Below are 22785 nucleotides of genomic sequence, written 5' to 3'. Positions count from 1 at the left end.
TTTGTTATTTGCAACATCCTACGCAGGCAGAACGTCGCTTACCGGTTTGCCGCGCGTAACAAATTTACGCAGCGTAACGTAAAACACCGGCGTCAGGAACAGACCAAACAGCGTTACTCCCAGCATACCGGAAAACACCGTGATCCCGGTGACGCCGCGCACTTCTGCACCCGCGCCGTGGCCGAGGATCAGCGGAATCGTCCCGGCAATAAAAGCGATGGAGGTCATCACAATCGGGCGTAAACGCAGGCGGCAAGCTTCCAGCGCCGCTTCCATGATACCTTTCCCCTGAATTTCCAGCTCGCGGGCAAACTCGACGATAAGAATCGCGTTTTTACAGGCCAGCCCCATCAGTACCACCAGACCAACCTGCACAAACACGTTGTTATCACCGCCGGTCAGCCAGACACCAAACAGCGCGGACAGCATCGTCATCGGGACGATAAGGATCACCGCCAGCGGCAGCGTCCAGCTTTCATACAGTGCCGCCAGCACCAGGAAAGCCAGCAGAACCGCGACCGGGAAGACGATCAGCGCAGTGTTGCCCTGCGTGGCCTGCTGGAAGCTCAGATCCGTCCACTCAATATTCATCCCATTCGGCAATATCTGCTTAGACATCCCGGCAAGTTGCGTCATCGCCTGTGCGGAAGAGAGTACGCGAGGATCGGCATCGCCAATAAGATCTGCCGCCGGATAACCATTGTAGCGAATCACCGGATCAGGCCCGTACGTGGTAGTGATATGCACCATACTGCCGATCGGCACCATTTCGCCCTGATTATTACGGGTGCGCAAATTAGCAATATTTTCCACGCTGTCACGGAATGGCCCGTCGGCCTGCGCCATCACGCGCCAGGTGCGCCCGAACTGGTTAAAATCGTTCACATAAGACGAGCCCAGATAAGTTTGCAGCGTACCGAAAAGGTCGGTCAGCGACACACCCTGCGCTTTCGCTTTATCACGATCGACCTGCACATCCAGTTGCGGAACGTTGGCCTGGTAGGTTGAGATCGGGAAATGCATCCCCGGCGTCTGCATAATCGCACCGGACATCGTATTCACCGCGTTTTGCAGCGCGCCATAACCAAGACCGGCGCGATCCTGGATGTAGAGCGAATAGCCAGAACCCTGACCCAGCCCTAAAATCGGCGGCGGCAAAATGGAGAAACCAAAGCCCTGCTGGATTTGTGCGATTTTCGCGTTGATCTCAGCGTTAATTTCCGCCGCAGTATGTTTACGCTGGTCGAACGGTTTCAGACCAAAAAAGACCGTCCCGGTATTCGGCGTATTGGTGAACTGCAACGCATTAAGCCCTGGAAAGGCGACCGCATAATCCACGCCTTCGGTATTCATACCGATTTCGCTCATTTTGCGGATCACCGCATCGGTGCGCGCCAGCGAAGAGCCTTCCGGCATTTTCACACCGCCAATTAAATAGAGCTTATCCTGAGTAGGAATAAACCCGCCGGGGACGGCTTTAAACATAACGCCAGCGGCGCAGAGCAGCAGCACATAAACCACAAACACCGCACCACGTCGTCCGAGCGTTTTGCCAACCAGCCCCTGATAGCCGTTTGAGCTACGGTGGAAAAAGCGGTTAAACGGGCGGAAAATCCAACCGAACAGACGATCAATAAGCCTGGTCGGGAAGTCTTTCGGTGCGCCGTGCGGCTTTAACAACAGAGCAGCCAGTGCCGGAGAGAGCGTCAGCGAGTTGATGGCGGAGATCACCGTCGAAATCGCGATAGTCACCGCAAACTGTTTGTAGAACTGACCGGTCACCCCGGAGAGAAACGCCATCGGCACGAACACCGCGCACAGCACCAGCGCAATGGCGATAATCGGCCCGGAAACTTCCCGCATCGCCTGATGCGCCGCCTGAAGAGGAGCCAGCCCCTCTTCAATATTACGCTCAACGTTTTCCACCACCACGATGGCGTCATCCACAACGATACCAATAGCCAATACCAGCCCGAACAAACTCAGGGTATTAAGCGAGAAGCCAAGCAGGTAGAGAATACTGAACGTTCCCACGACCGATACCGGCACCGCGATCAGCGGAATAATCGACGCGCGCCAGGTTTGCAGAAACAGAATCACCACCAGTACCACCAGCACCACCGCTTCCAGCAGCGTTTGCACGACCGCGCGAATGGAATCGCGAACAAAAACCGTCGGATCGTAAGGTGCCGCCCATTTCATATCTTCCGGGAAACGCGTGGCCAGTTCGTTCATTTTGGCGCGCACCGCATTCGACAAATCGATGGCGTTCGCCCCTGGAGACTGGAAGATACCAATCCCGACCGCGTCTTTATTATTCAACTGGGAACGCAGCGCATAGCTGCCGGAACCCATTTCTATACGCGCCACGTCGCGCAGGCGTACCAGCGAGCCGTCTTCCGACGTTTTCAGAATAATATTGCCAAACTCTTCTTCGGTGTGCAGACGCCCCTGGGCATTAATCGAGATCAGGAAATCGCTCTCTTTCGGCAGCGGCTCGGCGCCAAGCTGCCCTGCTGAAACCTGGACGTTTTGCTCCTGCATCGCTGTCACCACATCCGAGGCAGTCAACCCGCGTGCCGCCACCTTATTGGGATCCAGCCAGATGCGCATCGCGTATTCGCCCGCGCCAAAAATCTGAATTTGACCAACGCCGGGCAGACGCGCCAGCTCATCCTTCACTTTCAGCGTGGCGTAGTTACGCATATACAGTGAATCGTATTTACCGCCAGGCGAAAACAGATGCACCACCAGCGTGAGCGTCGGCGATTGTTTCTGGGTAGTAATGCCCAAACGCCGCACATCTTCCGGCAGACGCGCTTCAGCCTGTGATACCCGGTTTTGCACCTGAACCTGCGCCTGATCGGGGTCTGTACCCGGACGGAACGTTACGGTGGTCACCAGTACGCCGTCGGAGCCTGCGACGGATTTCATGTACATCATGTTCTCAACACCGTTGATCGCTTCTTCCAGCGGCGTCGCCACGGTCTCTGCAATCACTTTCGGGTTGGCACCTGGATACTCCGCTCGTACCTGCACGCTTGGCGGTACGACGTCAGGATATTCGCTGACCGGCAACAGCGGGATGGCGATTAATCCTGTAATAAAAATCAGAATCGACAGCACCGCGGCAAAAATCGGCCTGTCGATAAAAAAGCGGGAAAAGTCCATGTTTCGGATTCTCAGGTAAGGGATCAGTTGAGGGCAGTGCTGGCGGTCATGGCAACGGTTTTCGCGTTAACCGGCATACCCGGCATAAACACTTTTTGTAAACCGTCGACGATGACTCTGTCGCCAGGGGTCAGCCCCTGCTGCACGATGCGTAAACCGTCTGCCAGACGACCTGGAGTAATATCGCGACGCTGTGCTTTACCATCTTTATCAACGATATAAACATATTTGCGATCCTGATCGGTCAGTACCGCTTTGTCGTCGATAAGTGTGGCTTTGAATTCAGCGCTGCCAGGCAGGCGTACGCGGGCAAACAGTCCCGGCGTGAACTGACGCTGAGCGTTATCCAACAGTGCGCGCATACGGATCGTGCCGGTACTCGGCGTTAACTGATTATCAAGAAAATCCACTTTGCCCTGATGGGGATAGCCCTCTTCGCCAACAAGGCCAATCTCAACCGGTAGCGCCAGGTGATTACTGGACGCCCCCTGCCCTCTGCGGGCGAGATTTTGATAGTGAAGATAAGTCGACTCATCTACGTCAAAGTAGACGTAAACCGTCTTCTGCGATACCAGCGTGGTAAGCACGCTGGCGCTGTCACCCGCAGTGACCAGATTACCGCTGGTGATCAACGCACGACTGGCGCGGCCATCGATAGGCGCGGTCACTTTGGTGAAATCCAGGTTAAGTTGCGCGGCATCAACCGCCGCCTGCGCGGCGCGAATGTCGGCCTGTGCCTGGACGGCGGCCGAACGGCGCTGCTCCCACTCTTCACGGGATACCAGGTTGGTATTGATCAGTTTATCGGTACGGTTAGCCTCGCTTTGTGCCAGGCTGGCCTGCGTTTTGGCTCTCGCCAACGTCGCCTGCGCCTGTTCCAGCGCGGCGCGATAGGTTCTGTCATCAATCGTGAACAGCACCTCGCCCTTTTTCACCTCCTGGCCGTCCGTGTAATTCACTTTATCAATGTAGCCGGAGACACGGGGGCGTAGCTGAACGCTTTCCACCGCTTCAATCCGACCATTAAAGCTATCCCACTGACTAATGGATTTCACCACCACGTTAGCTGCGCTGACGGCGGGAGCTTGTGGAACGGCATTTTGCGCAACACCCTCATCACACCCGACGAGCAGTACGGAGAGAAACATCGCTCCCAGCGCATTCAGATGAAAATTAACCCAAGGTTTTTGCAGGCTCATTATTTTTATTCCGCTAATTGTAGCCGCCGGGCAAGACGCAGCAGGAGATGCCGCGCCACTTCCTTTGTCCGGGCTGGCTTAAGGCCATTTGTGTCGTTCATCGCCACAAAACTGTAACAGTTTCGAATACACTATCGCGGCGATTGTAGGAAGGCGCTTAATTAAGTGCAAGAATAATTGTTGCACTTTATGTGCTATTTGAGTCATCGGTAAATGCCCCGTTTCGGACAGGGATTTAAATGCAACAATAAAACTTGCAATTAATGCAAAAGCGGGTCACTTTAAATGCAACAGACAAAGATGCTTTTAATAGCCTGCGTGAGGAAACAACATGAACACTGGCGCATTTATTCACGATTTACTCGACTGGATCGACAACAACCTGGAAAACCGTCTGGACATTGCCACCGTTTCCAGGCGAGCCGGCTATTCGAAATGGCACCTCCAGCGGATATTCAAAGAACATACCGGCTATCGTCTCGCCGAGTATATTCGCGCGCAAAAGCTGAAAAAATCGGTCGAACGCTTAGCCCACAGCGACGAACCGATTCTGAACGTGGCGATGGCGTTAGGCTTTGACTCCCAGCAGTCCTTCAACCGCAGCTTCAAGCGTCAGTATGGCCAGGCACCCGGCGCGTGGCGTCGCAGTATCGGCTCCCCTAAAACGCAGCATTTGCGCCAGCAATCAGCATAGTGCGTCGTGGTTTTCGCCGTGAAAGTTGAGAGAAATCGTCGGCCTGACAACCGCAGGCCAGCGATATTCCGGGCAGGCCGCCCGGCGTGTCCGATCTGACGTTTCATTAAAATAGCCGCTTTCTGCGGCATTCATTTTACGGATGGCGCATCTGTCACGGGAAAAGAGATCCAGTTTTTTGCGCAATCAGCAGAAACAACCGATCGCTGTACCGATGCTTCTCCCGGTGGAACAGGCGAGACGCCGCCTGGGCCAATGCGGATCTGCGCCGATTCAATTAGCCAGCGGGCTGCATTACTGAAATGAACCCCGTTCAGGGCAAAATACAAAGAATGAGCGGCATCATAACCACGTAATACCAACTGGCCGGTTTCGCCGGAAATATGCGTCAGGGAAATATCACGGTAGACGGGAATGTTGTTCCCGATCGCGTGTGCATCATAATGCGTATCAAAGTCGAGCGGACGCCAATTCCCCCGCATACAAACATTGTCGTAGCGGATATCACTGACAATCCCGCCCCGGCTGATATCACTTTTGATACGAAGCCCTGAAGTCGTACCGTCAAGCGTCAAATCACGCACCCGAATGTCGCTGACACCGCCCACCGTCTCGCTACCAATGGACATCCCGTGTCCCCAATAAAAATGGTTATCCACTAACAGTACATGGCGCGTGGGTCCAGCGGCGCCAGCTTTAATCGCCACATTGTCGTCACCGGTTCTGATGAAGCTGTGAGCAATAACGATATTCTGCGACGAAACAGGATCAATGCCGTCGGTATTACGGGCATTTGCGGGTGTATCAATACGTACGCCCCAGAAAGTCGCATTGCGCACATTCTTCAGGGTGACATGGAATCCAGGTGAATTTCGCAGCGTAATGCCGTGAAAAATAATATTTGAGCCATCATCTATTTCAATCAGGCGAGGCACATTCTGCGCCGCACCTTCCGTCTGTGCGCGGCGAGCCAGCTGCCACCATGATTCATCCTCGCCTTTCATCAGCTCACCGCCCTGCCCATCAATAATCCCCTCCCCGACAATACCTCCACCGTCGCTGTTCTTAAAAAGAATAAAGGGCCGACAACCATTCCCCTTATGATCAAGGGTTCCACAGCGCCCATTTTTGTCGTAAACACGTGGGTCAGTATTTGCTGTGAGCATTGCGTCATGTGAAATCCAGAGTGTGACGCCAGATTTCATGGTCAAAGGTCCACTGGAGAAACGACCGGCAAGGAGTTGTAAAGCCTCACCCCGGGGGCAGTGATTAATCGCCGACTGAAGCCGTTGGGTATCGTCGCCTGCTGAATAAGTCTGCCGGGGAGCCAGTTTTGCGCAGATATGCGCGGGCAGTACAGGCTCAGGTAAATCAGGGCTATCCTGGGCCAATATCGTCGCGCTGAACCCTGATACCAGGACGGCTAACATGCCAGCGATTATTACTTTCAAATGACAGCGAAGAATAAACATAATGATCCCGACATCAGAATTATTAACGTATTGTAGCGTCGCCGCGATAAAAAAATGTAGCGAATAGGTGTTCAGTTGAAGTGGCGTTTATGTTTGTTGCGAAAAAAAAAGATATAATTTTTCGCCTCTTCATTTTTACAACAGTCAGTGAACAGGCGTTCATTGATTAAATCGCGCTGGCTTTAGCAACTCGTACGGTTTTTTATTTCATGTAAAAGGGAAATTTATGATTATTCATCACTTCCCGGATTTGTAAAAACCCGTCCGGATATGGCATCAAGGGCATTGACAGCATGCTTAACCTCTTCGAAGTCATGATAAAACTGATTATTTATCGGCATATGTTTCAGGATCCCAAGACAATAGTTCAGCGCGTTTAGTGCATTGTGTATCGGGTAAAGACAAAGCATCGCGTTGCTGTCCAGACTGGCCCTGCTTAACAGGCGAATATCCTGTTCAATACCCGCCTTGATAACATCCAGTTTAAAGTGCAGCAACCGCAAGGTGTCAGGCTCCTCGGGTTCCAGGATCAACACGTTAATCAACCCAATGGCTTCTTTAAAATTTTTAATGATAGAGTTAATAAAATTACGCGTTTCAGATGCCATGTTCACTCCGTAAAAAGTCATTAATGCCAACACTGTCACCCGGTATCGTTGATGTTATTCTCCGGAGGCATACAAAAGTAAACTGTATTGCAATATCTGTAAAAACACCGTCGGGACGTTACCCGCGGAGGTTCTCATTTTCATTAGACAAATTTAACATTATAAAATTAAACTTTACTGCAATAACGCTTTTAAATATCGCCAGTGGTATAACCACAGAAGGCTTTCAGCGACATAAAAACCGGGTATCACGTGAACCTGAAGATATCGGTAAATCTGAAATATGACGGAATTGCGTCAATTCGTTTTGCAAATGAGAAAACAGAAGCGCTGTAAGAGGAATCAGATAATGATGAATTATCGTTAATTTCCAGCGCCTGAATTATCGGGTTTGATATTGCCGCCAGCCGACCCTGTCGGATTGAATAATCGTGATGAAATATTTCTTCCGTACCGCATATGCATCCAAAGCGTTAATCGAATCGGTCTGAATGATCAGTGGCCCGAAAACACTTACCAGCCCGGACGCTGAATCGCCTGGCAGCGCAGTAGCGCTCTCCTACCCGGCGCGCTGAATATAGCGCATGGTGTCCAGTAGATTATCCTTCTCGGCTACAGTCAGATTCGGAGACGCTGTTCTCTCAGCCAGCCAGGCCCGCTCAGAATAAGAGAGTTGACCTGTGCGAAGCCGCTGGCTGATGGTCATGAGCAGATGCTTGTCCAGTTCATTGATACGCTGTCTGATTCCCTCAAGATCCCGTTGGGTGACAGATAAATCTGCTGGCGCAAACCCATCTGCCAGATAGCGATACTGTATCGTTTTACCCGCAGTCATCAACGCACTGATGAACGACTCCACTGACTGAGGTTCCAGCCCGGCTTCTTGCGCCGTGTTCCGCGCCGCCGACAGCACTTTTTCTTCCCGCGCTAAATCCTCCACGGGTAAACCATACTTCGCCTTGTAAGCCGCAACGTCTCTCATTATCTGCATGCGTTCGGTCAGGATTAACGAAAGGGCATTAAGACAGATGGAAGCTGATGCTCCCGCAAAAACGCTTCCGGACATGAGTAGAGTTGATGCGAAATTCTTCATAACCATTCCTCAAAGAAAGGTGAGACATTTAATTTACCCGCGCAAATATAACTAAAGATTACTATTTCGTTTCTGGATGTAAGAGCTTTGTTATAAGCAAAGCCAGCTTTTCCTCGCGCTCGTTACCCCGCAACGCTTATGGCTCCCGCGCTGGCGGCTAACAAGCTCTCTGTTTCAGATACACAATTACGTGATTGACACTGGCTGAACAAAGGCACCTGCGGGAATAAGCGGCAAACCAGGCGCCTGAACACATCATTCACTTTTCATTAATTTAATTACGTTATTATTTCATCAAAGCGGCTTTAGGTAAGGAAATGTAACGCGCTGATATCCATGTAGATTCATCAGCGACCCGCAAGACTTTTACGAGGCGGCGATTGAAATGTGGAAAAAACGTTATCAGGCCTTTTGCGCCGGGGCGCTCCGCCGTTTGATGATGACAAAAGCGGTGCAGGTCTGGAGGGGTGTTCGCATTTTCTAAACTAACGCCTCGGATTATTCTGTTTTGTTTGTTATGCCTGAGAAGGTATACCTTGCCGGGAATCCATTTCCAGGCAGGCAGACATGAGCACACATACCCGCATTCGTAAATTCAACACCAAAGACACTTATCCAAATCAGTCACTTGATAACGATCTTTGCCAGGCCGTGCGCGCAGGCAATACCGTGTACGTTCGCGGCCAGATTGGTACCGATTTCGAAGGCAACCTGGTGGGGCTTGGCGATCCAGCAGCGCAGGCCGAGCAAGCGATGAAGAACGTAAAACAACTGCTGGAAGAAGCGGGCAGCGATCTGTCACACATCGTTAAAACCACCACCTATATCATCGACCCCCGCTACCGCGAACCGGTTTATCAAGTGGTTGGCAAATGGCTGAAGGGTGTATTTCCGATCTCAACCGGGCTGGTCATTTCTGCGCTTGGTCAGCCGCAATGGCTGATGGAAATTGATGTTATCGCGGTGATTCCGGACGACTGGCAGCCGCAATCAGGAGCCTAAAATCATGACGTTATCGATTATCGGACGCTGCGCGCAAACCGGCCAGATCGGCATTGCTATTAGCTCTTCCAGCATCGCGGTCGGCGCGCGCTGCCCCTGGCTGCGCAGCAAGGTTGGCGCGGTATCAACGCAAAACATCACCTTACCGGCGCTGGGGCCGCGCATTCTTGATCGGTTACAGCAAGGCGATGCTGCCGAAACCGCACTGCAATTCGGGCTCGACACGGATGACTACTTCATGTACCGACAGGTTACCGTGTTGACAGCCAGCGGTGAAAGCGCGTTCTACAGCGGCGAAAAGACGCTGGGCGTCAACCACGCACTGCGCGGGGAGAACTGCGTGGCGGCGGGTAATCTGCTGGCAAATACTGATGTTATTACCGCGATGGTCAACGCCTTCGAACAGCAGTCCGGGCATCTTGCTGACAGGCTCATTGCCGCGATGCAGGTGGGCCTGCAAGCGGGCGGGGAAGCCGGTCCGGTGCATTCGGCGGCGCTGTCGATTGTCGATTCGCCAGTCTGGCCGATTGTTGATTTGCGCGTTGACTGGACCGATGCCGATCCGATTGCTGAACTTAGTAACCTCTGGCACGCCTATAAACCGCAGATGCAGGACTATTTAACCCGCGCACTCGATCCCCGCAGTGCGCCGGGTTATGGCGTGCCGGGCGACGAGTAACCGCAAGGAGATCCGATGATGAGCAGCCGCAAACTGCTGGAACAACTGGTGGCGTTTAACACCACCAGCCGCGAATCTAATCTGGCGCTGATCGACTTTGTTCGCCGCTACTTAACCGGGCTTGGTGTTGACTGCGAACTGATTCACAACGCCGAAGGCAGCAAAGCGAATCTGTATGCCCGGCTTGGCCCGCCGGGTAGCGGCGGCGTGATGCTTTCGGGCCACAGCGACGTGGTGCCCGTTGACGGGCAGAGCTGGAGCGTTCCCCCTTTTGTACTGACTGAACGAGAAGGCAAACTGTACGGTCGCGGCACGGCGGACATGAAAGGCTTTATCGCCTGCGTACTGGCAGCCGTACCCTATTTTCTTACGCAGCCGCTGGCGCAACCGCTGCATCTGGCCATTTCCTATGATGAGGAAGTGGGATGCCTTGGCGTGCGAACCCTGCTGGACGCGCTCTCCCGGCGCCCGGAAAAGCCCGATATCTGCCTGATTGGCGAACCCACCGAACTGCAACCCGTGCTCGGCCACAAAGGCAAGCTCGGCGTGCGTTGTGAAGTACAGGGTGCCGCCTGCCATTCGGCTTACGCACCACAGGGCGTGAATGCCATCGAATATGCCGCAAAGCTTATCCATAAGCTTACGGTGATAGGCCAGCGGCTGGCCGCGCCGGAACATCAGGATGCGCGTTTTGATCCACCGTTTACCACCGTACAAACGGGCGTCATCCTGGGCGGCCGGGCGCTCAATATTGTGCCTGCCGAATGTACGTTTGACTTCGAGGTACGCACATTGCCGCAGGATGATGCGCAGGAAGTGGCACGGGAACTGGAGAATTACGCGCAGCGCGAACTCCTGCCGCAAATGCACGCCGTGAATGGCGAGGCAGCGATCCGCTTTTATCCCATTAGCGGTTATCCCGGTTTGTACACCGACGCGCAAAGCGCCGCGGCGCGGCTGCTTGCCCATCTCACCGGTTCTGACGCGTTCAGCACCGTCGCATTCGGTACGGAAGGCGGGTTGTTCCATCAAGCGGGTATTCCCAGCGTGGTCTGCGGGCCGGGCAGTATGGCGCAGGGCCATAAACCGGATGAATTTATCACCATCGAACAGATGGAGGCCTGCGATGCCCTGCTACGTCGTCTTGCGACGTGGATGTGCCAGAAAGCATGACGTTGCCGTCCAACACCATCGCACCGTAAATGCAGGGCGCATCCTGGCCGCCCGGCATTTATCCCCCACTCTTTCACTGCTTTAACTTTTCCAAATGCCAGCTTCAGGAAGCACTAACCGCGTGATGCACGCTTAAGCCGTATGCTGGTGGACAGTATTTGATAGCCCCGTTTCTGGAGATTCCATGGTCAGTGCAGAAGTCACCACATTCCCGCAGCCCGACACGCTGCCCCCCGTCGCGCGAAACGCCAACGTTGCCGTACAGCTTGATGGCGTACTGAAACGCTTTGGCGACGCCATCGCCCTACATAAAATTTCCCTGATGATTGAGGAAGGGGAATTTATTACGCTGCTCGGCCCTTCCGGCTGCGGTAAAACCACGCTGCTGAATCTGATGGCGGGTTTCGCCGAAGCGGATGGCGGCGAGATCTTTATTGATGGCGATCTGGTGACCGATATACCGCCCTGGCAGCGGGAAATCGGCATTGTCTTTCAGAACTACGCGCTGTTTCCGCATATGACAGTCGAGAAGAATGTGGGTTACGGTCTGCGTATGCGCGGTGTGCCCAAAGCCGAGATTGCTGAACGCGTTGAGCAGGCGCTGGCGCTGGTGAAGCTTGCTGGTTACGGCCACCGTAAGCCACGTGAACTGTCTGGTGGCCAGCAGCAGCGTGTGGCTCTGGCCCGCGCGCTGGTCATTCGCCCCAAAGTGCTGCTGCTGGATGAGCCTTTCTCCGCGCTGGATAAAAACCTGCGCCTGTCAATGCAGGTTGAGTTGAAAGCGATTCAGCGCAAACTTGGCGTCACCACCGTCTTCGTGACGCACGATCAGGGGGAAGCGCTGAGCATGAGCGATCGTGTGGTGGTGATGTCGGCAGGCCATGTACGCCAGATCGGCACACCGGATGAGATTTATCGCCGTCCGCAGGATCCGTTTGTTGCGGGCTTTGTCGGTGATGTGAACATTCTGCCGGGGCGCTACGCCGGTCGCGATGGCGATGCAATACTCGATCTGGGCGGTAATGTGCTGCGTCTGCCAGCAGAGCGCGTTCATGCCACGATTGGCGAGCGCCTTGATGTCTACGTCCGTCCGGAAAATATTCAACTGGCCGCGCTTGGCCCGCATTCACTGTTTAGCGCCACGGTTATCGCCCATGTCTTTCAGGGCGATCATGTTGATGTCCATCTTGATGTGCCTGCACTGGGCAACGCCTCGCTGTTTGCACGCCAGTCCGGCCTGAATTCGCTGACGCGCTGGCCAGTCGGTAGTCTGGTTGGCGTGAGTGTCGATGACGAAGGCGTGTGCGCCTTTAGCACGGCAAATCAGGGGTAAGCCGCGATGATACCTGAAATGATGAATGCCGTGATTGCCTGCCGCCCGGGCGGCCCGGAAGTATTAGAGCGCGTACAGCGCCCTGTCCCGCTGCCTGGCGCCGGTGAGGTGCTGATTCGTGTTGCCAGTGCGGGGGTCAATCGTCCCGATATCCTGCAGCGCAACGGTATGCCGCTGCCGCCAGGGGTAACCGATGTGCTGGGGCTGGAAGTCTCCGGCACCGTGGTAGCGCTGGGCGCGGGCGTTGAATTCCCCGCGGTGGGCTCGCCGGTCATGGCGCTGCTCAATGGCGGCGGTTATGCGGACTACTGCGTAGCGCGCGCTGAACTCTGTTTATCCGTGCCAGAAACGCTGCCGCTCGCGCAGGCCGCAGGCGTGCCGGAAGCAGCATTTACCGTGTGGCATAACCTGTTTGAACTGGGGCGTTTGCAGCCGGGCGAAACCGTACTGATTCACGGTGCGGCGAGCGGCGTTGGCACCTTTGCTATTCAGTGTGCGCAGGCATGCGGGGCGCGAGTGATTGCGACGGCTGGCGGGAGTGAAAAGATTGCGGCGCTGCGACAACTCGGTGTATGGCGCGCCATCAACCGCCACAGCGAAGATTTCGTCGCCGTCGTGCTTGCCGCAACCGAAGGACGCGGTGTCGATGTGGTGCTGGATAATGTCGGTGGCGATTACGTGGCGCGCAACCTGAGCGTGTTAGCGCCGGGCGGACGTCATGTCAGTCTTTCATTTATGCAGGGCGCGAAGATTGAACTCGATCTGCAACTGGTGATGCGCAAAGGGCTGAGCCTCACCTCTTCTACCCTGCGCCCCAAAAGCGTGGCCGAGAAAATGCGGCTGGCGCAGTGCATCAGCAAACATCTGTTGCCGCTGATCGCCGCAGGCAAAGTCGCGCCGACGCTGTATCAAACCTTGCCGTTAGCGCAAGCCGCCGACGCCCATCGTATCCTTGAAGCCAACGCCAACATCGGCAAAGTGCTGCTGCAGGTGGCGTCATGATGCAACTCTTTTTTGCCACCACGTCCGCTTATGTACGCAAAGTGATGGTATGCGCAAGCGTACTGGGTCTTGCTGATGAGATAGAACGGCTGGATTCTGCCGCCCATCCGATCGAACGTGACGAACGTATTGCCGTGTTTAATCCTCTGGCAAAAGTACCGGCGCTGCGCACCGAAAACGGGCTCTGTCTTTATGACAGCCGGGTCATCTGCGAATACCTCAACGCGCGGGCCGGGGGCGATTTATTCCCGGCACAGGGCGATGCGCGCTGGAGAAGTCTGGCACGCCAGGCGCTGGGCGACGGGATGATCGATGCCGCATTACTGGCGCGCTACGAATTCAGTGCGCGTCCACCGGAGAAACAGTGGCAGAACTGGGCTGACGCACAGTTGAAAAAAGTCGCCGCCGCACTGGCAGAGATCGAAAGCCAGGTCAGCAGTTTCAGCGCTCATCCCAACGATATCGGGCTGATTGCCATTGGCTGTGCGCTCGGTTATCTCGACTTCCGCTTTGCCGGGCTCAACTGGCGCGCTGGCCACCCGCTTACCGCCGCCTGGTTCGCCCTCTTCGATGCGCATCCGGCAATGGCCGCGACGCGTCCGTATTAATCAGGAGTGTGCATGTCACAGCAGATCTATTTTCTCAATGGGCCGAACGCCAACTTGTATGGGCTGGATAAAAACGGCACCTACGGCAGCGAAAGCTTTGTCAGCATCGAAGCGCGCTGTCAGCGCCGCGCCGCGTCACACGGTGTGATATTGCATTTCCGCCAGAGCAACCATGAAGGTGTGCTGGTTGACTGGATTCAGGAGGCGCGTCAGAACGCAGTGGGATTAATTATCAACGCGGCGGGTTTGACCTACAGTTCGGTACCCATTCTTGATGCGTTACTGATGTTTGATGGTCCAATCATTGAAACGCATATGAGCAACATCTGGAAGCGCGAGCCGTTCCGCCATCACTCTCTGGTGTCGAAAGCGGCAACCGGTGTGATTGCCGGGCTGGGTGCAGTCGGTTACGAGCTGGCGATCGATGCGGTGGTCAACCTGGTGGGAACGCGCGCTGCATGAGTACATTAGTGTTTTACAGCGAATTCGACAGCTTCGAAGAGTGGTCCCATTTACTTACCCCACATTTGCCCGGCGTGACAATTTGCCGCGCCGAAACGGTGCAAAACCCCGATGAGGTGCACTATGCGCTGGCATGGAAGCCGCCTCATGGCTTCTTTGCGCCGTACCGCAATCTCAAACTGTTGGTGAATCTTGGCGCGGGCGTTGATTCGCTGGTGGGACGCGACGATCTGCCGGATATTCCGATAATTCGTCTCTCCGATCCGGATATGGCGCGCATGATGGCCGGTTACGTGCTGTTTGCCGTGCTGCGCTACGCGCGCGATATCCCGGCCTTTGAACGCGCGCAGCGTGAACAGCGCTGGCATTACCTGCATCCACGCAAACCTTCCGACATCCGGGTCGGTGTGCTGGGCCTGGGAGAGTTGGGCGCATATACGGCGCGGGAACTGGTACGACAGGGGTTCGACGTGCGCGGCTGGTCGCGTTCGCCAAAAGCGATGACGGGTATGAAGTGCAGCAGTGGGCTGGCGTCGCTGAATGATTTTCTCAGCCAGAGCGACATTCTGGTGGTCATGCTGCCACTTACACCACACACGGCTGGCTTGCTCAGTGCTGAGCGGCTGTCGCGCCTGCCGTATGGCGCGGCGTTCATTAATGTTTCGCGCGGGGCGATTGTCGATCAGGCGGCGCTGACTGACGCGCTGCGCTCAGGGCAGATCGCTGAAGCTACGCTGGATGTGTTTGACCGCGAACCGCTGCCTTCCTGCGATCCGCTGTGGCGGATGGACAACGTGCTGATCACGCCGCATCTGGCCTCGGTCGCCATCCCTGCCAGCGCCGCACAGCAGGTGGCAGAAAACATCCAGCGCGCCGCACGCGGTGAATCGGTGACCAATCAGGTGTTCCCGGAGCGCGGGTATTAACGGAAAACCACGCAATTTATGGCGCAATGTCTGGCAGCCATGCTGCCGACATTGCTGTACGCGTTAAATTGCGCTGCCAGGCATCAGTCACGCCACCCGTACCACCTGCGGATCGAAATAGCTTGGTGCCGCCATGCCAGGAATATACTGGTCGGAGATAAAAACGCGGCAGCGCTCAGCGAAGGCGTTAACCACCATCGAGTGCTGGGTGTGGGCGGCGGTCGCATAACCGAGTTGCATCGCCCTGTTGGTCCCCGCCAGCCGTACGCGAATCAGGCGTTTGCCATCCTGGGAGAGATGCGCTTTCGGCCGCACGTTGGCGATACCAAACCCCACGCCGTTCGCCACCATCGCACGCACCACTTCCATATTGCTGGAGCGCATTACCACATTCGGCGTCACGCCCGCCTCGCTAAACAGGCCAAGGAAGTATTCACGGCTCCACGGCATATCCAGCAACACCATCGGCATCGTCGCCAGATCCTGAATGGTCACCGCCGATTGCGTCGCCAGCGGATGATGTTCACCCACCATCACATACGGTGGCAACTGTGCCAGCGATGTAAATGCGATGTCGCTGGCGGGGACTAAATCGTAGGTCAGCGCGATATCAATATCGGCGGTGCGTAACTGTTTCAGCAACTGTTCATGGTTGCCTTCGACAAGCGTAATGCGCACACCGGGAAACGCGCGGCCAAAGCCGAACACCAGTTCGGGGGTCAGCATGGGCGCCAGCGTATCCAGACAGCCCACGCGCAGCGGGCCGCGTACATTGTTCATGGATTCCGACGCGATAGTATAGAGGTTCAACATCTGCTCCAGAATGAGCTTCGCCTCTTTCAGAACCTGATGACCGATCGCCGTGAGCGAAACGCCCTGCGCGTGATGGCGCACAAAAAGCTGTACGCCCAGTTCAGATTCGATATGGGTGATAGCAGCAGAGATCGACGGCGACGAAACGTGGATACGTTCTGAAGCGCCAATAATGCTGCCAGCCTCTCCGGAGGCGACAAAATATTCCAGCTGACGCTGGGTAATGCGACTGAGCATGCAGGTTCTCCTGAGATCGCCGACGCGATCATGTCGCGTCAGTCATTCTAATAGTGCTTATTTTCATGCATTTATCATGCCAAACGCTAAATAACAGCATAATTCCCTGGTTTTGTTGTGCCCCCATTCCTTCAGCCTTATCACTGGTTAAGAAAATCCGTTGCAAAGCAGTGCCTTTTTTAGCGTCAGAAATCCTGATGCAACGACGAGGAAAAGGCTGTTTTACGGAATCAACTCGCAACGTCATTATCGATTTCACACCAGGGAACACCGTTTGCACCGTTCCGGCGCGTCGGGTTTCAGATTGCTACAACAGCCATTTCATAAGTGGGGATGAGAATATGTTGCGTAAGATTTGTGCCTTAACGTTGTTGACCACATGCGTGCTCAGCGCGGGCAATGCGATGGCCGCTGACAAGCTGATTGTCAGCACCTGGGGCGGCGGTTTTAAAGATTTGATCGATGAAACCATTGCCAAAGAGTTCACCAAAGAGACCGGCGTAGAAGTGCAGTTTGTCACCGGCGGCACCATTGATCGCCTCAACAAAGCCAAGCTGGCGGGCGGTTCACCTGAAACTGACGTGACCTTTACCACCGCGCATGTGGGCTATCTGTACGCCAACTCAGGCCTGTTTGAAAAACTCGATATGAGCAAAATCCCGAACGCAGCAAACCTGGTGCAACAGGCGAAAGTCAGCCCTTATCACCTCGGCGTGTGGGGCTACGTTTACACCATCGGCTATCGCCCGGACCTGGTGCCCAAAGGTGAAACCTTTACCAGTTGGAACGATCTGTGGAAGCCCGAGCTGAAAGGCACGCTGGCGCTGCCGGACTGGGACCCGAGCCATATCATTGCGGTGGCCGCCAAACTCTCCGGCACCGATGCGGCGCACTGGCAGCAAGGCCAGGCGAAGCTGAAAGCGCTGATCCCGAATATCAAATCTTTCTATACCGATGATGCCAACAGCCAGCAATTAATCTCCACTGGCGAAACCCCGGTACAGGTGATGCTGTCGATGAACGCCTACAACATGATGGCTGAAGGGGTGGACGTCAAACTGGCGATCCCCAAAGAGGGGGCGATTTTGGGCGTCGATACCATTGGTATCAACAAAGGCACCAAACATAGCGATCTTGCATATAAGTTCATGAATATTGCCCTGAAGCCCGAAATTCAGGAGCAAGTGGCAAAGATTTATCACGGCAGCCCAACGGTAACCAACGCGCATATCGATCCTGAACTGGCGAAACTGCCGGGCATGCTCACCACGCCTGCGCAGTGGAATGCCACCATCAATACCGATCCGCAGTTGCGTGCCGAGAAAACCGCAGAGTGGCGTCAGTGGTTCTCTGAAAACATCATGTCTCATTGATTTATCGGGCGGCTTGCGGGCCGCCCGGGTTCTACCGGCAGCACATTACTCAGGCAGCAAGGTCTATGACGAGAAAACCAACATTTTTACCCTGGTTCATAATCCCCGCGACGCTCGCCGCAGTCGGGCTGGTTGTCGCGATGTTCGCGGTGATGCAGTTCAGCGTGCGCGCGTATATTCCCGGTTCGCTCGACGTGGGCGGATTTACGCTGGCGAACTTCAAAGGCCTGTTCAAAAGCATCTATGCCGATGCGTTTATTAACACCGTCATACTGAGCGCGAAAACCGCTATTTTTGGCCTGCTGATGAGTTATCCGCTGGCGTATGCGCTGGTGCGCACCCGTACTACGTGGATCAAATCCGCGATTTTGATTATTGCGATTACGCCGATGTTTCTCGGCGAAGTGGTACGCACCTATTCCTGGATTATCGTGCTGGGTAACAGCGGCTTCCTTAATAGTCTGCTGCTGGCGCTGGGCGTCATCTCCACGCCGATTCAGTTTATGTTTACGCAAACCGGCGTGGTGCTGGCGCTGGTGCACGTTACCATGCCAATCATGGTGCTAATGCTGGCGACCGCGTTGTCGCACATCAACCCGGATTATGAGAAAGCCGCCGCCAGCCTGGGCGCAGGGCCGATCCGCACCTTGCTGACCGTGACGATTCCCCTCTCAATTCCCGGCATTGTCTCCAGCCTCACTACCGCGTTTGCCTGGACCTTTAGCGCCTTTGCCACACCGCAGCTTATTGGCGGCGGACGCGTCAGCACCGTGGCGACCATGGTCTATCAGTTGGGTTTCTCGTCGATGAACTTCCCGTTTGCTGCCGCGCTGAGCATCGCCGGTTTGATCCTGACCATCCTGCTGTTGCTGGCGCTCAAACGCATGACCCGATTCCTGCGCACGATGGGAGAGCATTGATATGACCCGTTCGATCAACGACAAACTGACTGTACTGGCGGGCCGCCTGCTGGTCGCTGCGATTCTGCTCTTCGTGATGCTGCCGACTATCGTGGTATTGATCTCCTCGTTCAGCAGTACCGCCGTGTTGTTCTTTCCGCCGAAAGGCTGGTCGCTGCGCTGGTTCGAGCGCGCGGTGAATTACGATGATTTCCGTCACGGCTTCTACTCCGGGTTAATTGTTACCGCATGGGCATCATCACTGGCGGTGATCATCGGCACCACGCTGGCGATTGCTATCGAACGCTATTCGTTTCCCTGCAAGCAGGTGCTGGAAGGGATTTTGCTGTCACCGCTGTTTATCCCGCACTTCACCATTGGCCTGGGCCTGCTGATGCTGGTGTCGCAACTCAACCTGGGGCGCGGTTATCCGCTGGTGATTTTCTGCCACATCGTGCTGGTCCTGCCGTTTGTACTGCGCAGCGTTTATGTGTCGATAAAAAACCTTGAACAGCGCATTGAACTGGCGGCGGCAAGCCTTGGCGCATCGCCGTTACGCGTGGTGTGGACCATCACCGTGCCGCTGATTTTGCCGGGCCTGTTTGGCGGCTGGCTGTTTGCCGCGATCCTCTCGTTTAACGAATTTACCGCGTCGTTGTTTATTACTACCCAGGCAACACAGACCTTACCGGTGGCAATGTACAACTATGTGCGTGAATTTGCTGACCCAACACTGGCAGCCCTGTCGGTCATTTATATAGCCGTCACCGCCACGTTATTAATTATCGCCAATAAGTTTTTAGGCCTGGGGAAAATATTGAATATTGAAACCAGACATTAATTAACCGTGAATGAAGGCGCACTGGATTTTCCCGTGCGCTGCCTTTAAGACGCCTGATTATCATTAATACGACACCCGATTACGCTTCGCGATAAAATTATCGAGGGTCGCCTGAATTTAGGAATTCAACATGTCAGTAGAAAAAATTAATACCGTCATTGTCGGCGCTGGTCAGGCCGGTATTGCCATGAGCGAACATCTGGCATTGATGGGCGTGCCTCACGTCGTACTGGAACGTAGCCGCATCGCTGAACGCTGGCGCTCGGAACGTTGGGATTCGCTGGTGGCAAACGGTCCTGCGTGGCACGACCGCTTCCCGTCGCTGAAATTCGACAATATTTCCCAGGAAGCTTTTCCGCCGAAAGAGCGCATGGCGCAATATTTTGAAGAGTATGCCAGCATGATTAACGCTCCCGTACGGACCGGCGTTGACGTGCATCAGGTTGTGCGCCTGGCAGGGCGCAGCGGCTTTAAAGTGGTGACCTCCGCCTGTGAATTTGAGGCCGCGAATGTGGTGGCCGCCACCGGCCCGTTTCAGAAACCCTCATTCCCGCAGATCGTGCCAGAAAGCGCAGGCGTGCAGCAGATTCACTCTTCGGTCTACAAAAATCCGCAGCAGTTGCCCGCAGGCGGCGTGCTGGTGGTGGGTGCTGGCGCTTCTGGTACACAAATTGCCGAAGAGCTGCGTAAAGCGGGTCGGGACGTTTATCTGTCGGTTGGCGAACATTATCGCCCGCCGCGCGCCTACCGCGACCGCGATTACTGCTGGTGGCTCGGCGCGCTGGGTCTGTGGGATGAAGTGAAAATAAAACCGAAGAAAGAGCACGTTGCCTTTGCGGTAAGCGGTTATGAAGGCGGTAAAACCGTGGATTTCCGTCGTCTGGCGCATATGGGCATTACGCTGGTAGGCATCACCCAAAGCTGGGATAACGGCGTCCTGAGCTTTGCCGACGGCCTGGCGGAGAATATCGCTGCGGGCGATAACGCCTACTTTGACGTGCTGCGCGATGCCGATGCTTATATCGAACGCAACGGGCTGGATCTGCCGCCCGAGCCGCAGGCGTGGGAACTGCTGCCGGATCCGCAATGTCTGCTCAATCCGCTGGCGCAATTAGATATTGCCGCAGCGGGTATTACCACTATTATCTGGGCGACGGGTTTTAAATTTGATTTTAGCTGGCTGCAAGTGGATGCCTTCGACGAAAAAGGTCTGCCGTTCCATAAACGCGGTATTTCCGCCGAGCGCGGTATTTATTTTCTCGGCCTGCCTAATTTAGTAAACCGTGCCTCATCGTTTATTTATGGTGTATGGCACGATGCGAAATATATTGCCGATCATATTGTTTTGCAGAACGCTTATACCGACTACGTTAAATCATAATTGTCTACGTATTCTGATCGTCACCGGTGGCTAAATCATCGTTATTTAGCCACACCGTCCTGGATAACGACATGATCATCACCTGCATTGAAGATCTACGGCAACTGGCGCGTAAGCGGGTGCCCAAAATGTTTTATGACTATGTGGATGCCGGCTCCTGGAGCGAATATAGCTATCGTGCCAATGAAGCGGATTTACGTCGCCTTGAGTTTCGCCAGCGCGTGGCGGTCGATATTGCCGCCCGCAGCACCGCCAGCGTGATGCTCGGACAGCCCGTAACAATGCCTGTAGCCATTGCCCCCACGGGGTTAACCGGCATGATCCATCCCGACGGCGAAATTCTTGCGGCGCGGGCAGCGAAAACGTTCGGCATCCCCTTTACGCTTTCGACCATGAGCATTTGCTCCATTGAAACCGTAGCGCAGGCCACGGATTACCATCCCTTCTGGTTCCAGCTCTATGTCATGCGCGATCGCCAGTTTGTCGCGAATCTTATCGATCGCGCGAAAGCCGCCCACTGCGGTGCGCTGGTCGTCACCATGGATCTCCAGGTGTTTGGGCAGCGCCATAAAGACATTAAAAATGGCCTGTCGACCCCGCCGAAAATGACGCTGCGCAACCTGCTGAATATTGCCAGCAAACCACGCTGGTGCCGCAATATGCTCGCCACACGCAACCGTAACTTTGGCAATATTATCGGTCACGCCAGCGGTGTTAATAACATTGATGCCATGGTGGAATGGACAGCGCAGCAGTTCGACCCGCACCTCTCCTGGCAGGATATTGAGTGGATTAAACGGCGCTGGGGCGGCAAGCTGATCGTTAAAGGCATTATGGACGTGGAAGATGCACGCCAGGCGGTGGCGGCAGGCGCAGATGCGCTCATTGTCTCCAATCACGGCGGCCGTCAGCTGGATGGAGTGTCGTCCTCAAGTACCTTATTACCAGAGATTGTCGCCGCAGTGGGTAATGATATTGAAGTCCATTTCGACGGCGGGATACGTTCCGGGCAGGATGTGCTGAAGGCGATTGCGCTGGGGGCTAAAGGAACCTATATCGGGCGCAGTATGCTGTATGGATTAGGGGCGATGGGCGAAGCAGGTGTCACCATGGCGCTGAATATCATTCGTAATGAATTCGATTTGTCGATGGCTTTTTGCGGCAAGACCCATGTTGCTGCGATTGATGCAGGGATCCTGCGGCGCAGGTTGTTTGACTGACTTGCCCGATTTGGCTGTTATAATCCCGCTAACACTCCAACGGGTTTAACGACGACGATGACAAAACTTACCTTGCAAGAGCAGATGTTAAAAGCTGGATTAGTCACCAGCAAGAAGATGGCCAAAGTCCAGAGAACGGCGAAAAAGTCCCGCGTTCAGGCGCGTGAGGCCAGAGAAGCGGTAGAAGAAAATAAGAAAGCGCAACTTGAGCGTGATAAGCAGCTCAGCGAACAGCAAAAACAGGCTGCGTTATCGAAAGAGTATAAAGCGCAGATCAAGCAGCTTATTGAGATGAACCGCATCACAATAACGAAAGGCAATATCAGTTTTAACTTCACCGACAATAACCTGATTAAAAAAATAGAGGTCGATAAAGTGACTCAGGCGCAGCTGATCAATGGCCGTCTCGCCATTGCCCGCCTGGTAGCCGACAACAACGGTGATAACCAATACGCCATTATCCCGGCGGCTGTTGCCGATAAAATTGCCCAGCGCGATGCCAACTGTATTGTGCTGCACAGCGCGCTCACGCAGGAAGCACAGGATGAAGATGATCCATATGCGGACTTCAAAGTGCCCGATGATTTGATGTGGTAATT

Annotated in this window: 21 protein-coding genes; 15 read left to right on the top strand and 6 right to left on the bottom strand. The window is 54.7% G+C overall.

All coding sequences use genetic code 11. The features are described 5' to 3' along the window. Positions 1-18: 18 nt before the first annotated feature. Positions 19-3171 carry a multidrug efflux RND transporter permease subunit OqxB gene (gene oqxB, locus CWM66_RS11950; RefSeq protein ID WP_007371840.1) on the bottom strand — a complete coding sequence of 1051 codons (3153 nt, stop codon included), beginning with the start codon at positions 3169-3171 and terminating at the stop codon, positions 19-21. 23 nt (positions 3172-3194) lie between these two features. Beyond that, on the bottom strand, positions 3195-4370 hold the full coding sequence (locus CWM66_RS11945; RefSeq protein WP_107146696.1) for an efflux RND transporter periplasmic adaptor subunit: 1176 nt from the start codon (positions 4368-4370) through the stop codon (positions 3195-3197). 331 nt (positions 4371-4701) lie between these two features. Here CWM66_RS11945 and CWM66_RS11940 point away from each other — a divergent pair, with 331 nt between their 5' ends. After that, the gene (locus CWM66_RS11940) at positions 4702-5064 is read left to right on the top strand and encodes a helix-turn-helix domain-containing protein (protein ID WP_007371838.1); all 363 of its coding nucleotides are present in this window, start codon (positions 4702-4704) and stop codon (positions 5062-5064) included. Positions 5065-5195: 131 nt separating this feature from the next. On the opposite strand, the gene CWM66_RS11935 is transcribed toward CWM66_RS11940, so the two are convergent. The 3 genes from CWM66_RS11935 to aroQ all read right to left on the bottom strand — a co-directional run bounded on the left by CWM66_RS11935 (position 5196) and on the right by aroQ (position 8237). Next, a complete protein-coding gene (locus tag CWM66_RS11935) occupies positions 5196-6536 on the bottom strand; it encodes a glycoside hydrolase family 28 protein (protein WP_107146695.1) in 1341 nt (446 codons plus the stop codon). Positions 6537-6766: 230 nt separating this feature from the next. Next, complete coding sequence (locus tag CWM66_RS11930; RefSeq protein WP_007371835.1) at positions 6767-7144, bottom strand: hypothetical protein; 378 nt, start codon at positions 7142-7144, stop codon at positions 6767-6769. Positions 7145-7703: 559 nt separating this feature from the next. Then, positions 7704-8237, bottom strand: coding sequence for a gamma subclass chorismate mutase AroQ (gene aroQ, locus CWM66_RS11925; protein ID WP_035888512.1), 534 nt, complete (start codon positions 8235-8237; stop codon positions 7704-7706). 567 nt (positions 8238-8804) lie between these two features. On the opposite strand from aroQ, the gene CWM66_RS11920 reads away from it, so the two are divergent. The 8 genes from CWM66_RS11920 (at position 8805) to CWM66_RS11885 (ending at position 15422) form a co-directional block, all read left to right on the top strand. After that, positions 8805-9239: a RidA family protein gene (locus tag CWM66_RS11920; protein WP_007371833.1), complete on the top strand. Its 435-nt coding sequence runs from the start codon at positions 8805-8807 to the stop codon at positions 9237-9239. Between the two features lie 4 nt (positions 9240-9243). Then, on the top strand, positions 9244-9918 hold the full coding sequence (locus CWM66_RS11915) for a DUF1028 domain-containing protein (protein WP_007371832.1): 675 nt from the start codon (positions 9244-9246) through the stop codon (positions 9916-9918). Between the two features lie 15 nt (positions 9919-9933). After that, on the top strand, positions 9934-11091 hold the full coding sequence (gene argE, locus CWM66_RS11910) for an acetylornithine deacetylase (RefSeq protein WP_107146694.1): 1158 nt from the start codon (positions 9934-9936) through the stop codon (positions 11089-11091). 184 nt (positions 11092-11275) lie between these two features. Further along, positions 11276-12424 carry an ABC transporter ATP-binding protein gene (locus CWM66_RS11905; RefSeq protein ID WP_107146693.1) on the top strand — a complete coding sequence of 383 codons (1149 nt, stop codon included), beginning with the start codon at positions 11276-11278 and terminating at the stop codon, positions 12422-12424. A 6-nt stretch (positions 12425-12430) separates the two neighbouring features. After that, positions 12431-13426: an NAD(P)H-quinone oxidoreductase gene (locus CWM66_RS11900; RefSeq protein WP_090396723.1), complete on the top strand. Its 996-nt coding sequence runs from the start codon at positions 12431-12433 to the stop codon at positions 13424-13426. Next, the gene (locus CWM66_RS11895; protein ID WP_107146692.1) at positions 13423-14034 is read left to right on the top strand and encodes a glutathione S-transferase N-terminal domain-containing protein; all 612 of its coding nucleotides are present in this window, start codon (positions 13423-13425) and stop codon (positions 14032-14034) included. Before CWM66_RS11900 ends, CWM66_RS11895 begins: the two co-directional genes overlap by 4 nt. Positions 14035-14046: 12 nt before the next feature. Further along, positions 14047-14496 (top strand): type II 3-dehydroquinate dehydratase, encoded by a 450-nt coding sequence (locus tag CWM66_RS11890; RefSeq protein WP_007371827.1) that lies wholly within the window; start codon positions 14047-14049, stop codon positions 14494-14496. Then, positions 14493-15422 carry a glyoxylate/hydroxypyruvate reductase A gene (locus tag CWM66_RS11885; RefSeq protein WP_202626055.1) on the top strand — a complete coding sequence of 310 codons (930 nt, stop codon included), beginning with the start codon at positions 14493-14495 and terminating at the stop codon, positions 15420-15422. Before CWM66_RS11890 ends, CWM66_RS11885 begins: the two co-directional genes overlap by 4 nt. Before the next feature lie 87 nt (positions 15423-15509). On the opposite strand, the gene CWM66_RS11880 is transcribed toward CWM66_RS11885, so the two are convergent. Beyond that, a complete protein-coding gene (locus CWM66_RS11880) occupies positions 15510-16472 on the bottom strand; it encodes a LysR family transcriptional regulator (RefSeq protein WP_007371825.1) in 963 nt (320 codons plus the stop codon). 341 nt (positions 16473-16813) lie between these two features. Here CWM66_RS11880 and CWM66_RS11875 point away from each other — a divergent pair, with 341 nt between their 5' ends. From CWM66_RS11875 to CWM66_RS11850, 6 genes are all read left to right on the top strand, one after another. Then, entirely contained in the window at positions 16814-17845 is a 1032-nt protein-coding gene (locus tag CWM66_RS11875; protein ID WP_035888522.1) for a PotD/PotF family extracellular solute-binding protein, read from the top strand. Positions 17846-17910: 65 nt separating this feature from the next. Continuing rightward, the gene (locus tag CWM66_RS11870; RefSeq protein WP_007371822.1) at positions 17911-18765 is read left to right on the top strand and encodes an ABC transporter permease; all 855 of its coding nucleotides are present in this window, start codon (positions 17911-17913) and stop codon (positions 18763-18765) included. A gap of 1 nt (position 18766) precedes the next feature. Then, complete coding sequence (locus tag CWM66_RS11865; protein WP_071920901.1) at positions 18767-19585, top strand: ABC transporter permease; 819 nt, start codon at positions 18767-18769, stop codon at positions 19583-19585. 130 nt (positions 19586-19715) lie between these two features. Continuing rightward, positions 19716-20966, top strand: a complete 1251-nt coding sequence (locus tag CWM66_RS11860) for an NAD(P)/FAD-dependent oxidoreductase (protein ID WP_107146691.1) — start codon at positions 19716-19718, stop codon at positions 20964-20966. Between the two features lie 71 nt (positions 20967-21037). Beyond that, positions 21038-22186: an alpha-hydroxy acid oxidase gene (locus CWM66_RS11855; RefSeq protein ID WP_035888524.1), complete on the top strand. Its 1149-nt coding sequence runs from the start codon at positions 21038-21040 to the stop codon at positions 22184-22186. Between the two features lie 57 nt (positions 22187-22243). Continuing rightward, positions 22244-22783, top strand: a complete 540-nt coding sequence (locus CWM66_RS11850; protein WP_071920902.1) for a DUF2058 domain-containing protein — start codon at positions 22244-22246, stop codon at positions 22781-22783. The last annotated feature ends 2 nt before the right edge of the window (positions 22784-22785 follow it).

Origin of the sequence: Kosakonia sp. H7A (assembly GCF_003028445.1) — a bacterium.
In the GTDB taxonomy this organism is placed as follows: Bacteria; Pseudomonadota; Gammaproteobacteria; order Enterobacterales; family Enterobacteriaceae; genus Kosakonia; species Kosakonia radicincitans.
This window is presented reverse-complemented; position numbering and strand designations above follow the sequence as displayed.